This window comes from Lysinibacillus sp. FSL M8-0216 (assembly GCF_038595555.1).
Taxonomy (GTDB): domain Bacteria; phylum Bacillota; class Bacilli; order Bacillales_A; family Planococcaceae; genus Lysinibacillus; species Lysinibacillus fusiformis.
Genome location: NZ_CP152007.1, coordinates 967,790 through 983,769, shown reverse-complemented (window position 1 = coordinate 983,769; position 15,980 = coordinate 967,790). Strand labels below are relative to the sequence as shown.

Here is a 15,980-nt window from a genome sequence, read left to right as displayed (position 1 = left end):
TGAAATAAAGTGGACTTCTATTCAGTATTATTCATCTTCTACTTGTTCAATTTCACCCTCAGAAGCTGCCTCTACATCTTGTACAAAGCTTTCAGCAGGTGTTTTGAGCTTAACAACAATCGGTGAATTATCCGTTATAGTAGTCCCTGGAGACACACTTTGACTCGCTACAAAGCCTTCACCGAAAATCTCCATCTCTACCCCTGTCATAGATTTGAAAACAAGTAAATTTCTCAATGACCAATTCGTAAAGTCTGGCAATATGATATCGCCATCCGTCTTCAAAAATACATAACTACCTTTAACTAGTTGTTTTGTATCTTTCGGATATTGATCTATGATTTTACCCCCGCTTCCAACAATAACAGGCTGTAATCCATCATTCCCTAGTTCTACCTCAATCGCCTCAGCACTTTGACCTGTATAATCCTTAATATCTACCTTATCCACATACTGTACATCACCTGGATTAATATTAAGGTGCTTTAAGCTATTTAACATAACAGGATTAAACACTTTAGATACTGGGACTGATCCAAGCTCATTATTTAACTTAGGTTTTTTCACTGAGACATACATGATGAGCTGAGGATCATCGACAGGAGCCATTCCTAAAAATGAATATAGGAATTGGTTAGCACCCCAAGCATACGTACCATCTGCTCTCGGAATTTGTGCTGTCCCTGTCTTCCCTGCAACCTCATAATCCTCTAGAATAAAATCCTTCGCAGTACCAAATTCTGATGTCAGTGTAGAGGCAAGGATTTCTCGTACTTGTTTAGCTGTATCTGCTTTGATTGGTTGTCCTTTTTCAACAGGTTCATGGTTTTGAATAACCTTCCCTGTTGATGAATCAACAATACGGTCAATCACATAAGGCTGCATCATCTTGCCATCATTCGCAATAGCAGTCATGGCTTGGATCATTTGGATAGGTGTTACGGTTGACCCTTGCCCATATGTTGTCGTTACTCGTTGAATTGGATATTTTGATAATATTGTACCTGCCGCTTCATTCGGTAAATCAATTCCGGTTTTGTGGCCAAAACCAAAGCGGTCTAAATATTCCACAAAGACATCATCGCCAATCAATTTTAATAAATGTGCCATGGCCGTATTCGAAGAGCGTTGGAATCCCTGTAAATAGCTAATTTGTCCCCATCCAACCTGATTATGATCTCGAATTGTTCGGTCATGTACTGTATAAGAGCCTGATTGGTATTCTGCATTCGGAGCCCATGTATTTGTATCAATAGCCGAAGCAAGTGTGAATGTTTTCATCGTTGAACCAGGCTCAATTGTTTCTTCAATTACCTCGTTCAGCCATTTCATATTTTGACTATCACGTGTTTCTGGGTTAAATGTAGGACGCTGGGACATCGCTAATATTTTCCCAGTCTTCGGATCTGCTACAACAGCCGTCATGGACTCAGGATTATATTCCTGTTCAACCTTTGTCATTGCTTCTTCTAAAAAGCTTTGGATGGTTTTATCGAGCGTTAAATAAATGTCGTCCCCATCTTTAGCAGGTGTCACCATCTTCTCGCTGTTCGGTAATAAATAACTGAAAGCATCTGTTTCGTATTTCATTTTACCGTTAACACCTGTCAGTTCTTTGTCATACGTATATTCTAGGCCCATTTCGCCTTTTGTAGTAACAGTTCCATCCGCATTATCCTTTTTCAGTGCATAGCCAATTAAATGGGAGGCAAAGACACCATTTGGATAATAACGTTTTAAATCACTAACAAATAGAATTCCTGGTAATTTTTCTTCCTTTATTTTACTCATAACCTCGTGACTAATACCGCGTCCAGAACTCCCAAATTCCACTTGATATAATGGTTCACCATCGCTTCTATAACGGTTATTTAGTTTTTTCAGAACTTCATCTTCTTTTCCTTGCATTGCCGGAATATACTTCGCTAAAACTTGAGCCGTTTTTTCAGCATCTACAACATGCCTAGGTTTTTTTGGATCTGTTGTAGCAGCTTCACTCACGACTGCAACTAGACGATAGCTTAACGTATCTTCTGCAATCACTTGACCGTTTTGGTCATAAATTTTTCCTCGGTTTGCTGTGATAACACTTTCCTTACCATACTTAGCAGCTGCTCTTGCTGCAAGCTCCTGTCCTTCTACTTGCCCTGTCGCCTGAATGTTCACCATTCTTGTGAATAATAGAAAAAAGAGCCCTCCATAAAAAATCATTAATAGAAAGGCTCCCCATTGGAATCGAAATCTCTTTTTTTTCATTCTCCCGGCACTACCTTTACATTTTTCTCATTTTGAGTTAAACCGAGTTCTTTCGCTTTTTTCCATATGTTATCGTATGTAGAAAGTTCACTTACACGAACCGTTAAGTCAACATTCTGTTTTGCAATCTCATCTGCTTCTGATTCGATCTTTTGAATGTCCATGCTTGTCGTTTGAATAGCTGCTTGTTTATTTAATACTAGGACTCCTAATACAGCAATAATGCTAACTAAAACAATTAGCATTGTTTTCTCAAACTTCTGGTTCGTTTTTTTACGACGTATGATAGTGGGTTGTGGACTAGGTGGTGTTATCGGTTGTTGCACTTGTTGATGTTGGTGCTGTTGCCTTACACGTACGGCTGCCATTTACTCACGCCCTTTGTCGTTAATTTTCTCCACCACTCTAAGCTTTGCTGAACGAGCCCGATTATTCACTTCTAATTCTTCATCTGATGGAAGAATTGGCTTTCGTGAAATAAGCTTTAAAGTTGGCTTCATGTCATCTGGAATTACTGGTAAATTTGGTGGTAATTCCGGTAATGATGACGCTTCCTTAAAGATTGTCTTGCATAGGCGGTCCTCCAATGAATGGAACGTAATGACACTAATGCGTCCACCTACGTTTATCATATCAATCGCATCGACTAATGAATCCTCTGCCGCGCCTAACTCGTCATTGACAGCAATTCTTATTGCTTGGAAAATGCGCTTTGCTGGATGCCCACCTTTTCGGCGTGCCGCTGCTGGAATACCCTCTTTAATAAGCTCTACAAGTTGTCCAGTTGTTTCAATTGGTGCTGACTTACGCGCCTCTTCAATTTTACGAGCAACTTGCTTTGAAAACTTTTCTTCTCCATAACGGAAAAAAATACGTACTAAATCTTCATATGCCCATTGATTGACAACTTCAAAAGCTGTAAGTGTTGCCGTTTGATCCATGCGCATATCAAGTGGTGCATCATGGTGATAGCTAAAGCCTCGTTCAGGTGTATCTAACTGAGGTGAAGATACGCCTAAGTCATATAAAATACCATCCACTTGTTCAAAACCATGAGCTAATAATTCTTCTTTTAAATACCGGAAATTCGAATGTATAAACGTGACGCGCTCAATATAAGGCGCTAATCGAATTTTCGCATTTTCGATAGCCGTCATATCTTGATCGAAACAAATTAAACGGCCTTTATCAGATAATTGTTGAACTAAATATTCACTATGGCCTGCACCACCTAACGTACAGTCCACATATACACCATCAGGATCGATGTTCAACCCATCAACAGTTTCTTTTAATAACACGGTTGTATGATCGAACATACCACTCGCTCCTTTCAGGCCTTAACCTCATGTCATCTTTGAATGGACATGCTTATCAAAAGTTAAAAATCAAAGCCAATCATATTTTCTGCAATTTCATTAAAAGATTGTTCGGACTCGCTGAAGTAAGCTTCCCATGCATCTTTAGCCCAAATCTCAATTCGATTTGAAACCCCCAACACTACACATTCCTTTACAAGATGTGCATGTTGCATAAGAGTAGCTGGAATATTAATTCGCCCCTGCTTGTCTATTTCTACCTCTGTTGCGCCAGAAAAGAAAAACCTTGCAAATGCACGTGTATCCTTTTTGGTCATCGGTAAATCTTTTAACTTTTCTTCGAGTTTTCGCCATTCATTCATAGGATAGCCAAATAGACAGTTATCGAGACCTCTTGTGACAACAAACGCTTCGCCTAAAGCTTCACGAAATTTTGCCGGCACGATTAATCGCCCTTTCGCATCAACGGAGTGTTGATATTCTCCCATGAACATACTACTCACCCCACTTTATTAAATAATGTACCACATCCCCCCACTTTCCTCCACTTTTTTTAAAAAAAACTTGACATTTTATCTCTTAATGTGCAATTAGACCTTGATGGAAATTTTTGATATATGCTAAATGACACAAAGAAAGAGCTATCCTTAGGAGGATAGCTCTCTAAATACTATTTTTATAGACAAAATTCATCAAATCAATATTGTATCAAAAAATCATCTGGGTATAAAGAACCTGGCAGATAGGTTTATAAATAAAGTAAATAGTGGTGTTTGCCAATACTATAGTTTTGCTTTAACATTTCAGCAATCAACATAGGTCCAAACTCATTAAAATATTGATATGGATTATAAGTTCTTTCCTGGAAACCTTCGTTTGGATACAACTCATTTTGTAGCGTCGTAAATTTGCGGATAGTAGTTTCATGCTTGTCGAGTACAGTTTGCTCAATTTTTTGCTGCAGGTAGTCAAATTGTTTTGCATGATTTTCTTGATTTTTCACAAGGATTTTATCTAAAGTTAAATGCTGTTCCTCTAAATACGATGCAAGCTCACTGTACTTTTCTGCTAACAACTGCTCCATAGCCTGAATTTGGCGTTTAGCCTCACTATCCTGCACATCATCAATAAAACGCTCTTTCATTTCTAAAGCTTTGCCATTCCAAACATCCGTAACAGTCAATTGATGTTCACACAATAATTGCTCTACATGACGCGTCACAATCGTCATATGAAGGCGCGGGGCAAAAATAGGCATTTGTAGGTCTAGTACAGAAAATGCACTTTTTAATGTTGCCCAATAAGCTAATTCACCAGGGCCACCGACGAATGCCAGTACAGGGAACGTCATTTCCTGCATTAATGGACGGGACACCACGTTATTACTCAAGCGCTCTGGATATTTCTTGGCAATCTCTAGTAGCTCTTCACGAGTAAACTTAAGGTTTGCCGCTAAATTAATAAATAGATCATTTTTTCTTTCCAAAAGATGACGTTCTCCGTCCTCTACATAGAATAGATTAGCTGCATCTCTTGTCGCTAAAATAGGTTTACCGTAGCCCGTTTGCTCTAACAGCTCTTCCTTTTCTGTTACAACTCTAGCAATTTCTTCGCTATGCTGAATGATGTGTGCAAAATTGTCACTTTCATATTGACGGAAATTATAATCCGCTGCATCAATGAACAGTAACCCTTCATCTTTAAATAATTGGTTCATTAACCGCGCAAAGAAATCAGTAAATGTCTCACTTTCGTTTAGCACATCTACTAATTGTTTAATAAGGGCCTCTGTATACTCGGTTTCCCCAATGTCTCTAATAATGGTATTGATAAATTGTGTCATCGACTCTTTATTGAGCATTGTTGCCGATGCCATTGTTTTACGTCTAGAGCGCTCACTGTATGCTCGTTTTTTTAATAACTCTCCATGCACCGTATAAGTATGATTAATTTCTTCCAAATCATGATCTTCTCCAGCTATCCAAAAAACAGGTACGACAGATTTTTGAAGCTTCGCACTTTGTTCTTTTGCTAACACAATGACTGAAATCGCTTTATGAACGGAGTAAAGAGGGCCAGTTAAGATACCTGCTTGTTGGCCACCGATTATGACCATAGCTCCTTGTTCTAGTTGTTGTAAATGTTCATTCGCTTTTTGTGATAACCCTAGTGGCTCCATAAATTGACGGATGATGGCTGTCAGCTCTTTTTGATCTCTGGCATGTTGTGCTAAATGCTTCGCTCTTTCCTCAAAAGCCTGATCATTAAAATCGTATTCAAAAAACTGATGAATGGCAGTATTTGGCGACCAGTAATCGGCTAGCACATTATTTTTTATAGGTACTTGGATAGACTCCAGTTTCATTTAATATAAGCTCCTCTACTCACTCAATCATTATTTTACTTATAACGAGAAATTGATTCCTCACATATTATGCACTTGAGGCTGTAAATGTTTTTAGCCCATATTGCATTTCCCCCACCATGAACATAGCACTGTGCAATATTACTGAACTATTCTTTTAGCACTAGGCTTTATGACATTTAATCAGTTTCCCATCCATAAAGAATGATTTTTTATATCTACTTTATAATGCTATTATTTTAACCCTTATAGCTCCAACATGAAAAGAAAATGCTTAGGCAACCTGTAAATAGTCTACAAGGGACTGAATGACACCGATTATACAGATCACAACATACGCGGTGCTCAGTAATAAAAATAAAAAACGCCAAATTTTCTTTAATAACGGCTTCACTTCTATTTCTTTTTTGGTCCGCCATTCAATATATGTAAAAATCATAGCCATCATTATTGCAAGGATGACTAAAAGTCCCCCTACATTTACTTGCCACAGTACTCCAATGCCTAAGGGGACTGAAAAGAACAAGCAGAAGGTTGTCACATCAGACGCCGCACCAAATGCATGGGTACCACGTATTTTAACTTTCCGGCTAATTAGATAGACTATAATAAAAAGAACAATTGGGCAAAAAATAACGATACTAACAATAATATGTAAAAGGTCTTTCAACTTTGTTCACCGCTCTCCTCTATCGCAAGTACTTGGAGATATAAAGTACGCAAAGTAGGCAAATGATGACCATTTGTTAAAGCCTTATCCAAAATGGCACCAACAATTGTTTCAATCTCACTTTTTCTTCCCTGCATACGATCTGCAAGCATGGAAGATGTATTTTCGGCTGTTTGCCTACATAAGTCTACCACATCTCCAAAAGATATAGTGCGCTCAATATCTTCGAACGCAATCGTTAACTCCTGATAAATATTCTTCAAAAGGGCATACACTCGTGTATTAGTCACTAGTTCCCCGTTCTTTATTTGTAATACATAAGTTAATGGATTGATTAAGCTATTAAATATTGCTTTTTCAAATAGCATCTTCTCTGCATTATCGGCCATTTCAACAGGAAACAATGGATTTTGTAATTGTAATAACTTTAGAAAAACAGGTTGTTTCCCTCGTTCGATAGCTATTTTACAAGGACCAATCCCTCTATGTTGAACAGTTGTTTGATTCCGCAATTGTGCACCAAAAGAAACGGAGCAAAACGCGATATTTTTTTGAGGTAAACTTCGTGCCTCCTCAAAATGAGCCAAGCCATTTTGCATAAAGAGCAAAGGTATTTCATTTGATAGTGACGCTAATTGGTCATAGAGATTTTGTAAATGAACATATTTAACAGCAATCACAATTAAATCTTGAGGTGGTAATGCAGTTAAATTTGTTGTAGAAGCAATTTTTTGTACAGTTTTAGTTCCATCAATATTCATTCGCGTTAATTGATTGGTAGTTAGCTCTTCTACCTGCTTCTGTTTTCTTGTCACTAACGATACTGACATTCCCGACTCTGCTAAAAAGCTTGCTGTTAATTGACCAACCGCTCCAGCACCAATAACTGCTACCTTCATCATTTCATTTTACACCCTTTCCTCTCCACATTATGAAGCTATAAGAATAAGGTGCCTCAGAATAAATTCTAAGGCACCCCTAAGTAGGTTCTTCTATTATACAAGATTGGCTGTTTATTGACGATATACAGAAAGGGTTTTATCACTAGGAAAGATAAATATTGTATGCTCTTCATAGTTACTGAAGTTTAATCTTTCATTAACGAATAACCTTGCTGCAGCCACTTCACTAATTTCTCATGTTCATTTTGCAACTCACGATGTCTCATTTCAAGGGTTTGATAAGCATCTGTTAATTCGTCAAAACTTGTCAATGCCAATTTCAAGTGACTTCGCATAGATTGTTGGGGTTGATTTCGTACAGCTAATAATGACTGACTATATTGACCACGTAATGTTTTATTCCAACGGAAGCCACACGCCTGCTTTGTACGGCCCAGTTCCATAGCTGCCATTTCAAAAGCCTCCAACTGCGTTTTGCCATTTTGCACATTATGCAAGACAATTTCTGCTAGTCTTTCATCGTCTTCCTTTGTCCATTGATCTTTTCTTTTTTTCAATTCCATAATCTATCACCCTCGCATTTTTTACTACTATATGCAGTAGCGAGCAAAATAGAATCATTGCATGAAAAAAGACAGTGATTATGTTTTTCTTTCATCACTGCCTTTATACATCACTTATTATTCTTCTTTGTTAAGAAATTATTAACAGCCAGATGATGCGCTTCACTTTCCCACAATTTTGCACACGTACGAACTTCCTCCATCACCCGCTCATACATATTTCGTTCTCGCCATTTACGAAGCTCGATTTCCTTATAAGCTTTATGAACAGAAGGATGAATTTTTCGCATATGTTCAATAAAATCATTTAACGCCTCATCCTTTGAGCCTTCAAAAACTCGCATTGCCCATCCAATTTCATATAGCAACTGCGCAGGATACGGCTTCGCATCCACAAGCATTTTTAATGCACGGTCATGACGTAAACCTCGTTCAAAAAGATATGTACCACCACCCCAACCACTCGTAATGGCTAAGGTTCCTTGAATAAAACCACATTTCGCATGGTTTGCCACTAAACGAAAATCACAAGCTGTGGCAATCTCACAACCTCCACCAACTGCGGTACCATTTATAAGCGCTATAGTGGGTACCGGGAGTGTTGCAAGGTCATATAATATTTTCCCCATCTTACTTAACATACCAAATGCCTCATCCTCCGTCTCCAGCGAATGAAACTCAGATAAATCCCCTCCAGAGCAAAATGATTTATCTCCAGCACCTGTCACTACTAAAAAACGCACATCCTCATGTTTTCGAATATACGTAATGACTTCCTGAAGACCATTCATAACCTCATCATTGACAGCATTACGCTTCTCTTCTCGATTAATCGTAAAAGTCATAACACCATCATGATTGTCGATTGTATAACTCACATTATTACCCCCTTTGTCTCCATGAATAAATTGTATCATACAATTATTTCACTATTATATTAAATTTCGCAATCAACGCAATATTCTGTTTTTAAGCCATCAAAAAAAGGCTAGTAAAGAGCCATGGTCTCTCTACTAGCCTTTTAAGTGAGCAAACACTGTATTATTTGCTTACTACTTCTTTACCTTTGTATTGTCCGCAAGCTTTGCAAACACGGTGTGATAATTTAGCCTCACCACAGTTAGGGCAAGTTACCATACCAGGTACAGATAATTTGAAATGCGTACGACGCTTTCTTTTTGCAGTTTTAGAAGTTCTTCTAAATGGTACAGCCATTGATGGCACCTCCTTACAGATCGTCTATTCGTCTGTTTGATCAAAATACTTAGCTAAAGCAGCTAGTCTTGGATCCACTTTTTGTTCGTCAGCTTTTTTGTGTAGCTCTACGTCTTCATCTGTTGCATAAGACCAGCTTTTACCGCCTTGCACTTGTCCTTCGGTATTTTCCTTGAACACTTGCATAGGTACCTCGAGCAGCACTAGCTCCTCAAGAACTGGTTTCATGTCGATGACTTCACCGTCAATATAGTGAATGTCTCCGTCATCGTCTCCTCGTTGATCTTCGTCAATCCAGCTGAAAATTTCAACTGTCTCAACATCGATAGGAAACTCAACATCCTCCCACGTGCGAGCACATGGTAGCGTTAACGTCGCTGTCACAGTTAACTGACATGTCATTTGCGATGCACCAAAAGTACATAGCCCTTTTACATGAACGGGCGAAATTGCTCGAATATCCTGGTTTCGCTCCATCACTTCGTCCAGTTGGACAAAGGCATCGATTGGCATCCCGTTTTGGCGGTATTTAGATAATTGATGAATTGACCATTTCATTCGTTTAATCACCTCGAGACAACAATGTTGATTATATAATGTGTAAAAATAGATGTCAAGATAATTTCTTGTCACCTCTTTAAAACCTACCTATAATTATATACTATAAGAAGTATATTTGCTCTAAACAGCTTACCATAAAACATAAATGATCAGGAGGGAAAGCATGAAAGCAGTTGGAATTGTTGTTGAATATAATCCTTTTCACAACGGACATGCCTATCATTTAACACAGGCTAAAAAAGTAGCGAAAGCAGATATTGTCATCGCTGTTATGAGTGGAACATTTTTACAACGTGGTGAACCAGCTATGGTAGATAAATGGACACGTACAAAAATGGCACTCGCAGGTGGTGTAGACATTGTCATTGAGCTACCTTATGTCTATAGTACAGCCCCTGCTACTGATTTCGCCAAGGGTGCGATTTCATTATTAACTGCTGTTGGCTGCGACTCGTTTGCTTTTGGTAGTGAAGATGGCTCTATCCAACCATTCTTGAACACGTTTGAGTTGATCGACAATAATCGTACAGAGTATGACGCACTTATTAAAGACAGCCTTAAAACAGGCGCTAGCTATCCTAAAAGCCTATATTACGCCTATGAACAGCTTACTCAGAAGTTCCCTGCTCCATACATCGATCTTGCACAACCCAATAATATTCTTGGCTTTCATTATCTAGAGGCGGCGAGAACGCTGAACAGTAACATCCAGCCACTTACCATCCCTCGTATTGCAGCAGGCTATCATGATGCACTTAAAGAGGACGCATCCATCGCAAGCGCTACGGGAATACGTAAAGCCCTAGCAACTACAAGTTCTTTACAGAGTGTTCAAAAGGTTGTTCCGGAGGCATCTTTTAATTATTTGGCAGACTGGCATAGACACTATAAAAAATTTGCTAGCTGGGAAGCATTTTGGCCACTTTTACAGTTCACGATTATGAGACACACGACTTCTGAGCTCACTCGTTATGCAGAAGTAACTGAGGGGATTGAGAATGCTATTATGAAAGCAGCCAAAAGCAGCTCATCCTTTAATAGCTTTATGGAAAAAATAAAATCGAAACGTTATACCTGGACCCGCCTTCAACGTATGATTACACATATTTATACAGGATTTACAAAGGAACAGCTACACAGCTTTGAAGCCCCATCATTTATCCGTTTACTAGGCATGAGCGAAACTGGCCAAGCTTATATAGGAAAGCGTAAAAAAGATATCGAATTACCTTTAATAAGCCGTGTTGCAGCTGCAAAAGATGCTATGCTGGCCATCGATATTCATGCAGCAGAGCTATACAATTTAAGTATAGAGCAAGGCGTTACAGCGCTAAGTCTTCCAAAAGATTATCAAACACCACCAATCCGTTATTAAAGTCATAAAAGGGATGCTAGATGGGTTCTAGCATCCCTTTATTGTTTTTTATTTTGGTTGTAGCTGCTTTAAATAATTGATGGCATCGTCCACGTTTTTCACAGGTACAATTTTCATCTTTGTCCCAATTTCCTTCGCTGTTTTTACAGCAGTCGTATAATTGGATTCTAACTCTGGATACTTCGCCTTCATTTCTGGAGAAATTTCATCATCAGGGGCAAAAAAGATTTCCATATCATCACGATCAGCTGCTATAATCTTATAGTCAATTCCGCCAATTCGGCCAACAGATCCATCAACTAGCATTTCTCCTGTACCTGCGATGGCATAACCTTTCGTTAAATCCTCATCCAGAAGTTGATCTAATATTTCAAGTGTAAACATCAATCCTGCAGAAGGACCACCAATATCCTCTGTCTTCATTGTCACCTGTGGATCGGTTTCTATCGATTTGCTTTCTGTATAAGAAATCCCTAAACCGGCTCTATGCTCCTGTGCATTTGGTATTTCTTTCAATGTAATTGTTGCCTTCTGCTGTTCTTCATTACGTATAAATTGAATCGATACTTGATCCCCGAGCTGTTTAGGCTGTAAAAGCTCAACAAGCATTTGCTGATTAGTTATTTTTTGTCCATCTACTTCAATTATTTCATCCCCAGCTTTTAAGATGCCATCTGAAGCGCCACCATCCAATACATTTAAGATAAAGACACCATTAAAATGAACTTTTGTCTCTAATCCAGCTCTTTGGAAAGCTACATATTTAGCATTAAATTGGGAATCCGACATTAATTTTAACTGTCGAACATTATATTCCTCATCATCCTCTAATGGATTTCGGACTTGTTCAATATCCATGAGCTTTTGATACTTTTGAGTTTTAGCCCATAAATATGAAAATGGTGTGGCTTGCTGCATGGCGACCGTCATCAAACTCATAGATCCTAAACTATCTGCCTCCTTGCTATCGACCGTAACAAATTTACTGACATCATAGGCACTACCAGGTTTCATAATATACGCGTCTAGTCGGTATAACATCATAGAACAAATCACGACTATTAACACCGCATAAATGCCAATTTTTCTCTTCACTTGAATACACCTCCTAGGACGCTTGCAAAACCATACGTTCATGTTTTTGCCTTTCACACATATATTAATTTTAGCATTTGCCTATGTGAATGACAAAAAGTTGAAACGAGATGATCATATGTTTGCTACAATTCAAATAGCGCTCTGCATAATTCTAATTCTCTTACTCTTGTTATTCCCACAAACCGCTCATAGTGGTACTGATTTAGGCTTATCTCTTTTCATGGAGGCGCTATTTCCGTATTTACTACCGTATTTGGTGTTAACACAATGGCTCCTGCGTTTAACAGCCCCTATGCGTACCAAAACAAAAAGAGCTTCTTTATACGTACAAGCCTACATTATTAGCGCACTTGGAGGCTATCCTACTGGAGCGACCACTATTGTTTATTTAAAAAACAGTGGACAATTACATCCTAAGGAAGCAAATTTTCTACTAGCCGTTTGTCATGCACCAAGTCCATTATTCGTGTTAGGGTTTGTAAGCCTTGATTTACTACACAGTAATACGTTTGGATGGTTGTTTTTATGTTTACTACATATGTTTAATATTTGTTGCTTAGTAACTGGTTACTTTTTATACCGCAAAACGGATTCACCAACCATCACTGTACACAACACTACACTGTACACAGCTCCCTTTTCAGAAAGTATTAAAGAAACTGCCCCAACCATTTTATTAGTGGGTACAACCATTATCTTTTTCACAACCATTCAGACTATCGTGCAACAGGGCTTAGATCAATTAATACCGAAGCTACCTTATACGATTGAACTGTCCTTAGCCGCCATCCTAGAAGTGACAAATGGTCTTAAAATGACCGTCACGGCCTTCCCTGATTTCCCGTATACCTCTTTACTAGTCGTCATTTTGTTAACGATGCAAAGTATAAGTATTCATTTACAAATTTTTGTGATTGCTAAATCCGCCAAACTTTCTGTGAGACCTTATCTAAAATTTCGCCTCCTTAGCATAATCATTGTACCAACTATTTATGCTCTATTTTTTCTGAAATAATTAGTTTTCATCGATAAAAAAGAGGATGTTCAGCGTATAGTACCGACATCCTCTTCAACCACTATTGGATAAAACCATATTTTTCTTTTAAAGCTTGTACAACACAATCTGGAACTAACTCATTGACATCACTTCCATATTTCGCAACCTCTTTTACAATACTGGAACTTAGGAATGAGTATTGATTCTTCGTCATAATGAAGAATGTTTCGATTGTTTCATCTAGGAAACGGTTCATAGAAGTAATTTGCATTTCATATTCAAAATCTGAAACTGCTCGTAAGCCACGTACAATGGCCTTAGCTTTTTTTTCTTTAGCATAGTCTATAAGAAGACCTGAAGAACTTTCTATCCGAACATTAGGTATCGCTTTCGTTACTTCAGCCATTAAAGCCATACGTTCCTCTACAGAAAACAGCGGATTTTTTGCTGAATTGTTTAATACGGCTACATAGACGATATCGAACACATCGGCTGCACGTTTAATAATATCTAAATGGCCAAATGTCACAGGGTCAAAACTTCCAGGAACTACAGCAATTTTCTCTGACAACTTATTCTCCCTCTTCCTCTGTACAGCGATAAACAGAAATAATTGTTCCGCCATATGTTTCTTGTCTTTTTAAAACAAACTCACCAAAACTTTGAGGTAATGTTATTTCTTTTGCATGTTCACATAAAATAATACCATTTTGTTGAATTTTTTCATTATCAACGAGTAATTGCACTAAGTCATAATATTCCTTTTGATGATAAGGCGGATCTAAAAAAACTAATGAAAAGGTAATATCACGTTTTAATAGCGCTTTCACAGCACGCTTTGCATCAATGCGAAACAGCTCAGTATGTTTTTCGTAACGGCATTTTTTAATATTTTCTTGCAGCACCTGAAAGGCTTTTGCATCTTTTTCAATAAAAATAGCACGCTCTGCCCCACGACTTAGTGATTCAATACCTAAACCACCGCTTCCTGCAAACAAATCAAGTGCAGTACCTCCATCAAAAAAAGGACCAATCATATTAAAAATCGATTCCTTCACCTTATCAGTTGTAGGTCTCGTCGTATTCCCAGCTATCGCCTTTAGCGGCATTCCTTTACGCTCTCCTGCTACCACTCTCATATAAGCTATCACCGTACTTTCATCCATATAAAGTATTTTTGCAGCGAAAGGAAAGCCCTCCGCTGCAAAAGTTATTGTTGCTCTTGTGTTAATACTTGAATACGTTCCTCTTTCTTTTGTAATTCAACTAAGAATAAACGCTGTAACCAAGCCTCTTCCACATAATATTGATTAGCAATTTTAATAATTGGCTCTGAAATAGTTGGATATCTTCGCTGATTAAATACATAAAAACCAGGTTCTTTAGGGAATCGGAATGTGCGATGCTCGCTATTTACATAATAGCCGTTCTTCCCTTCTCCAACTGTATACCCAAGATAAGGTAATAACGTATCTGCTGTATATAACGCTTGTCCTTCATATAGAATAACATGAACGTCTTCCTTCAATACATCATTTACATACACATCACGAGAATCCTCAAATAATAATGGGTACGTTCCGTCTTTCTGGGCTGCATTTAACGTAAAGTAAGATGTTTTAGCATCTAACACTTGTGATAAATACTCATCCATTGTTTTTGGTGATAGAGGGTCATCTCCAAGTTTTTTCAACTTATCCTGCCAAGCCTGCTGTTGACTATCTGTCATGTAATCATTTAATGTCTTCACAATTTTCTTTGCTTTGTCTCCACCAATTGGATCGTTTACTAAATAGGATCCCATAACTTCAAGCAACCATTCTGGAGAGTCTACAAATGTATATTGCGATTTTATTTGGGACAAAATGACTTCCTGTTCAACAGCTTGTGCTGTAAGTGTTGGTAAAAATAATAATCTTTCATCATGTACTGGGACAGGACTTTTCTCTTGAATAATTGCAATATGTTCATCATTTAAAAACTGTAAATTCTCCAATGATTTTAGGAAATCATTCGGAATAGCCTGTTGTGCATAAATCGATAATACAGGCGTTTGTTCTTGTACTTTGAGTTTTCCTGCTTGCCAATAAAGGTCATGAACAGTGCCGTTGCCTCTAAACATCGTATAGTTAACGAGTGATAGCTGTTGTTGACCTACTAATGGCAAACCTGTAATCCATTGTCCATTAATTTTACTATCTGTAGAAATATGAACAATTGAATAGGACGCTTCACCATTTATTAGTGTAGCAAAAACATCTTGAAGGAGCATCTTATTTTTCAAGCCACCCTCAATCGGGATTATGTATGACACAGATTGTGATTTTGTTTCCCCTTTTGCAAAATAAGAGACCTCATCTGATAAACGATCACAGCTTTTTTCATTCTCAATAAAGCAACTAGGGTTTGTTGCCTTTTCTGGCCATTTAATTTTTACCTTTTGATTGGGTAAATTTTTAAAATGCTGACGAATATCTAAGCTATTTTCACGATAAACAATCTCTATTTCCTGCGAGTAATGAAAATCCCCTATGCCGGTTTCTAAATCAGATGAGTATGCATGATACTGGAAAAATAACGTTCCTGAAATAATAAGTACTAAAATAGAAAAAAAGCTTAATGCAAATTTCATGTGCTTGACCTCCCGCAGCATGATACT

The 15,980-nt window shown here is 38.0% G+C and carries 17 protein-coding genes; 2 read left to right on the top strand and 15 right to left on the bottom strand.

The window, feature by feature from the left end; translation table 11 throughout:
- Window positions 1-27 precede the first annotated feature (27 nt).
- The 11 genes from MKX57_RS04540 to MKX57_RS04490 all read right to left on the bottom strand — a co-directional run bounded on the left by MKX57_RS04540 (window position 28) and on the right by MKX57_RS04490 (window position 9,848).
- On the bottom strand, window positions 28-2,256 hold the full coding sequence (locus MKX57_RS04540; RefSeq protein WP_090001946.1) for a penicillin-binding protein: 2,229 nt from the start codon (window positions 2,254-2,256) through the stop codon (window positions 28-30).
- On the bottom strand, window positions 2,253-2,624 hold the full coding sequence (locus tag MKX57_RS04535; RefSeq protein WP_008173890.1) for a septum formation initiator family protein: 372 nt from the start codon (window positions 2,622-2,624) through the stop codon (window positions 2,253-2,255). The genes MKX57_RS04540 and MKX57_RS04535 overlap by 4 nt, the downstream gene beginning before the upstream one ends.
- Entirely contained in the window at window positions 2,625-3,575 is a 951-nt protein-coding gene (rsmH, locus tag MKX57_RS04530; protein WP_036123772.1) for a 16S rRNA (cytosine(1402)-N(4))-methyltransferase RsmH, read from the bottom strand.
- 62 nt (window positions 3,576-3,637) lie between these two features.
- Complete coding sequence (gene mraZ, locus MKX57_RS04525) at window positions 3,638-4,069, bottom strand: division/cell wall cluster transcriptional repressor MraZ (RefSeq protein ID WP_008173894.1); 432 nt, start codon at window positions 4,067-4,069, stop codon at window positions 3,638-3,640.
- 254 nt (window positions 4,070-4,323) lie between these two features.
- The gene (bshC, locus tag MKX57_RS04520) at window positions 4,324-5,940 is read right to left on the bottom strand and encodes a bacillithiol biosynthesis cysteine-adding enzyme BshC (RefSeq protein WP_089985273.1); all 1,617 of its coding nucleotides are present in this window, start codon (window positions 5,938-5,940) and stop codon (window positions 4,324-4,326) included.
- A 274-nt stretch (window positions 5,941-6,214) separates the two neighbouring features.
- Window positions 6,215-6,610, bottom strand: a complete 396-nt coding sequence (locus MKX57_RS04515; protein WP_008173897.1) for a DUF3397 domain-containing protein — start codon at window positions 6,608-6,610, stop codon at window positions 6,215-6,217.
- Window positions 6,607-7,512 carry a 2-dehydropantoate 2-reductase gene (locus MKX57_RS04510; RefSeq protein ID WP_008173899.1) on the bottom strand — a complete coding sequence of 302 codons (906 nt, stop codon included), beginning with the start codon at window positions 7,510-7,512 and terminating at the stop codon, window positions 6,607-6,609. Before MKX57_RS04510 ends, MKX57_RS04515 begins: the two co-directional genes overlap by 4 nt.
- A gap of 185 nt (window positions 7,513-7,697) precedes the next feature.
- A complete protein-coding gene (locus MKX57_RS04505; RefSeq protein WP_008173900.1) occupies window positions 7,698-8,075 on the bottom strand; it encodes a transcriptional regulator in 378 nt (125 codons plus the stop codon).
- A 110-nt stretch (window positions 8,076-8,185) separates the two neighbouring features.
- Window positions 8,186-8,953, bottom strand: a complete 768-nt coding sequence (locus MKX57_RS04500; RefSeq protein WP_043989670.1) for an enoyl-CoA hydratase/isomerase family protein — start codon at window positions 8,951-8,953, stop codon at window positions 8,186-8,188.
- 163 nt (window positions 8,954-9,116) lie between these two features.
- Window positions 9,117-9,290: a 50S ribosomal protein L32 gene (gene rpmF, locus MKX57_RS04495; RefSeq protein WP_004224819.1), complete on the bottom strand. Its 174-nt coding sequence runs from the start codon at window positions 9,288-9,290 to the stop codon at window positions 9,117-9,119.
- 24 nt (window positions 9,291-9,314) lie between these two features.
- Window positions 9,315-9,848: a YceD family protein gene (locus MKX57_RS04490; protein WP_008173911.1), complete on the bottom strand. Its 534-nt coding sequence runs from the start codon at window positions 9,846-9,848 to the stop codon at window positions 9,315-9,317.
- Between the two features lie 166 nt (window positions 9,849-10,014).
- On the opposite strand from MKX57_RS04490, the gene MKX57_RS04485 reads away from it, so the two are divergent.
- Window positions 10,015-11,226, top strand: a complete 1,212-nt coding sequence (locus tag MKX57_RS04485) for a nucleotidyltransferase (protein ID WP_239354239.1) — start codon at window positions 10,015-10,017, stop codon at window positions 11,224-11,226.
- A 48-nt stretch (window positions 11,227-11,274) separates the two neighbouring features.
- Here MKX57_RS04485 and MKX57_RS04480 read toward each other — a convergent pair whose 3' ends face one another.
- The gene (locus MKX57_RS04480; protein WP_083796468.1) at window positions 11,275-12,321 is read right to left on the bottom strand and encodes a SepM family pheromone-processing serine protease; all 1,047 of its coding nucleotides are present in this window, start codon (window positions 12,319-12,321) and stop codon (window positions 11,275-11,277) included.
- 118 nt (window positions 12,322-12,439) lie between these two features.
- On the opposite strand from MKX57_RS04480, the gene MKX57_RS04475 reads away from it, so the two are divergent.
- On the top strand, window positions 12,440-13,339 hold the full coding sequence (locus MKX57_RS04475) for a hypothetical protein (protein WP_237068726.1): 900 nt from the start codon (window positions 12,440-12,442) through the stop codon (window positions 13,337-13,339).
- Window positions 13,340-13,400: 61 nt separating this feature from the next.
- On the opposite strand, the gene coaD is transcribed toward MKX57_RS04475, so the two are convergent.
- The 3 genes from coaD to MKX57_RS04460 form a co-directional block, all read right to left on the bottom strand.
- Window positions 13,401-13,892 (bottom strand): pantetheine-phosphate adenylyltransferase, encoded by a 492-nt coding sequence (gene coaD / locus MKX57_RS04470; RefSeq protein ID WP_008173919.1) that lies wholly within the window; start codon window positions 13,890-13,892, stop codon window positions 13,401-13,403.
- Window position 13,893: 1 nt separating this feature from the next.
- Window positions 13,894-14,460: a 16S rRNA (guanine(966)-N(2))-methyltransferase RsmD gene (rsmD, locus tag MKX57_RS04465; RefSeq protein ID WP_342551109.1), complete on the bottom strand. Its 567-nt coding sequence runs from the start codon at window positions 14,458-14,460 to the stop codon at window positions 13,894-13,896.
- A gap of 71 nt (window positions 14,461-14,531) precedes the next feature.
- Window positions 14,532-15,953 carry an RNA polymerase II gene (locus MKX57_RS04460; RefSeq protein ID WP_342550822.1) on the bottom strand — a complete coding sequence of 474 codons (1,422 nt, stop codon included), beginning with the start codon at window positions 15,951-15,953 and terminating at the stop codon, window positions 14,532-14,534.
- Between the last annotated feature and the right edge of the window lie 27 nt (window positions 15,954-15,980).

Excerpts from the sequence above, each read along its gene's own strand:
- MKX57_RS04540 (WP_090001946.1), bottom strand. The coding sequence starts at position 2,256 with ATGAAAAAAAAGAGATTTCGATTCCAATGGGGAGCCTTTCTATTAATG.
- MKX57_RS04535 (WP_008173890.1), bottom strand. The coding sequence starts at position 2,624 with ATGGCAGCCGTACGTGTAAGGCAACAGCACCAACATCAACAAGTGCAA.
- rsmH (WP_036123772.1), bottom strand. The coding sequence starts at position 3,575 with ATGTTCGATCATACAACCGTGTTATTAAAAGAAACTGTTGATGGGTTG.
- mraZ (WP_008173894.1), bottom strand. The coding sequence starts at position 4,069 with ATGTTCATGGGAGAATATCAACACTCCGTTGATGCGAAAGGGCGATTA.
- bshC (WP_089985273.1), bottom strand. The coding sequence starts at position 5,940 with ATGAAACTGGAGTCTATCCAAGTACCTATAAAAAATAATGTGCTAGCC.
- MKX57_RS04510 (WP_008173899.1), bottom strand. The coding sequence starts at position 7,512 with ATGATGAAGGTAGCAGTTATTGGTGCTGGAGCGGTTGGTCAATTAACA.
- MKX57_RS04505 (WP_008173900.1), bottom strand. The coding sequence starts at position 8,075 with ATGGAATTGAAAAAAAGAAAAGATCAATGGACAAAGGAAGACGATGAA.
- rpmF (WP_004224819.1), bottom strand. The coding sequence starts at position 9,290 with ATGGCTGTACCATTTAGAAGAACTTCTAAAACTGCAAAAAGAAAGCGT.
- MKX57_RS04490 (WP_008173911.1), bottom strand. The coding sequence starts at position 9,848 with ATGAAATGGTCAATTCATCAATTATCTAAATACCGCCAAAACGGGATG.
- MKX57_RS04485 (WP_239354239.1), top strand. The coding sequence starts at position 10,015 with ATGAAAGCAGTTGGAATTGTTGTTGAATATAATCCTTTTCACAACGGA.
- MKX57_RS04475 (WP_237068726.1), top strand. The coding sequence starts at position 12,440 with ATGTTTGCTACAATTCAAATAGCGCTCTGCATAATTCTAATTCTCTTA.
- rsmD (WP_342551109.1), bottom strand. The coding sequence starts at position 14,460 with ATGAGAGTGGTAGCAGGAGAGCGTAAAGGAATGCCGCTAAAGGCGATA.
- MKX57_RS04460 (WP_342550822.1), bottom strand. The coding sequence starts at position 15,953 with ATGAAATTTGCATTAAGCTTTTTTTCTATTTTAGTACTTATTATTTCA.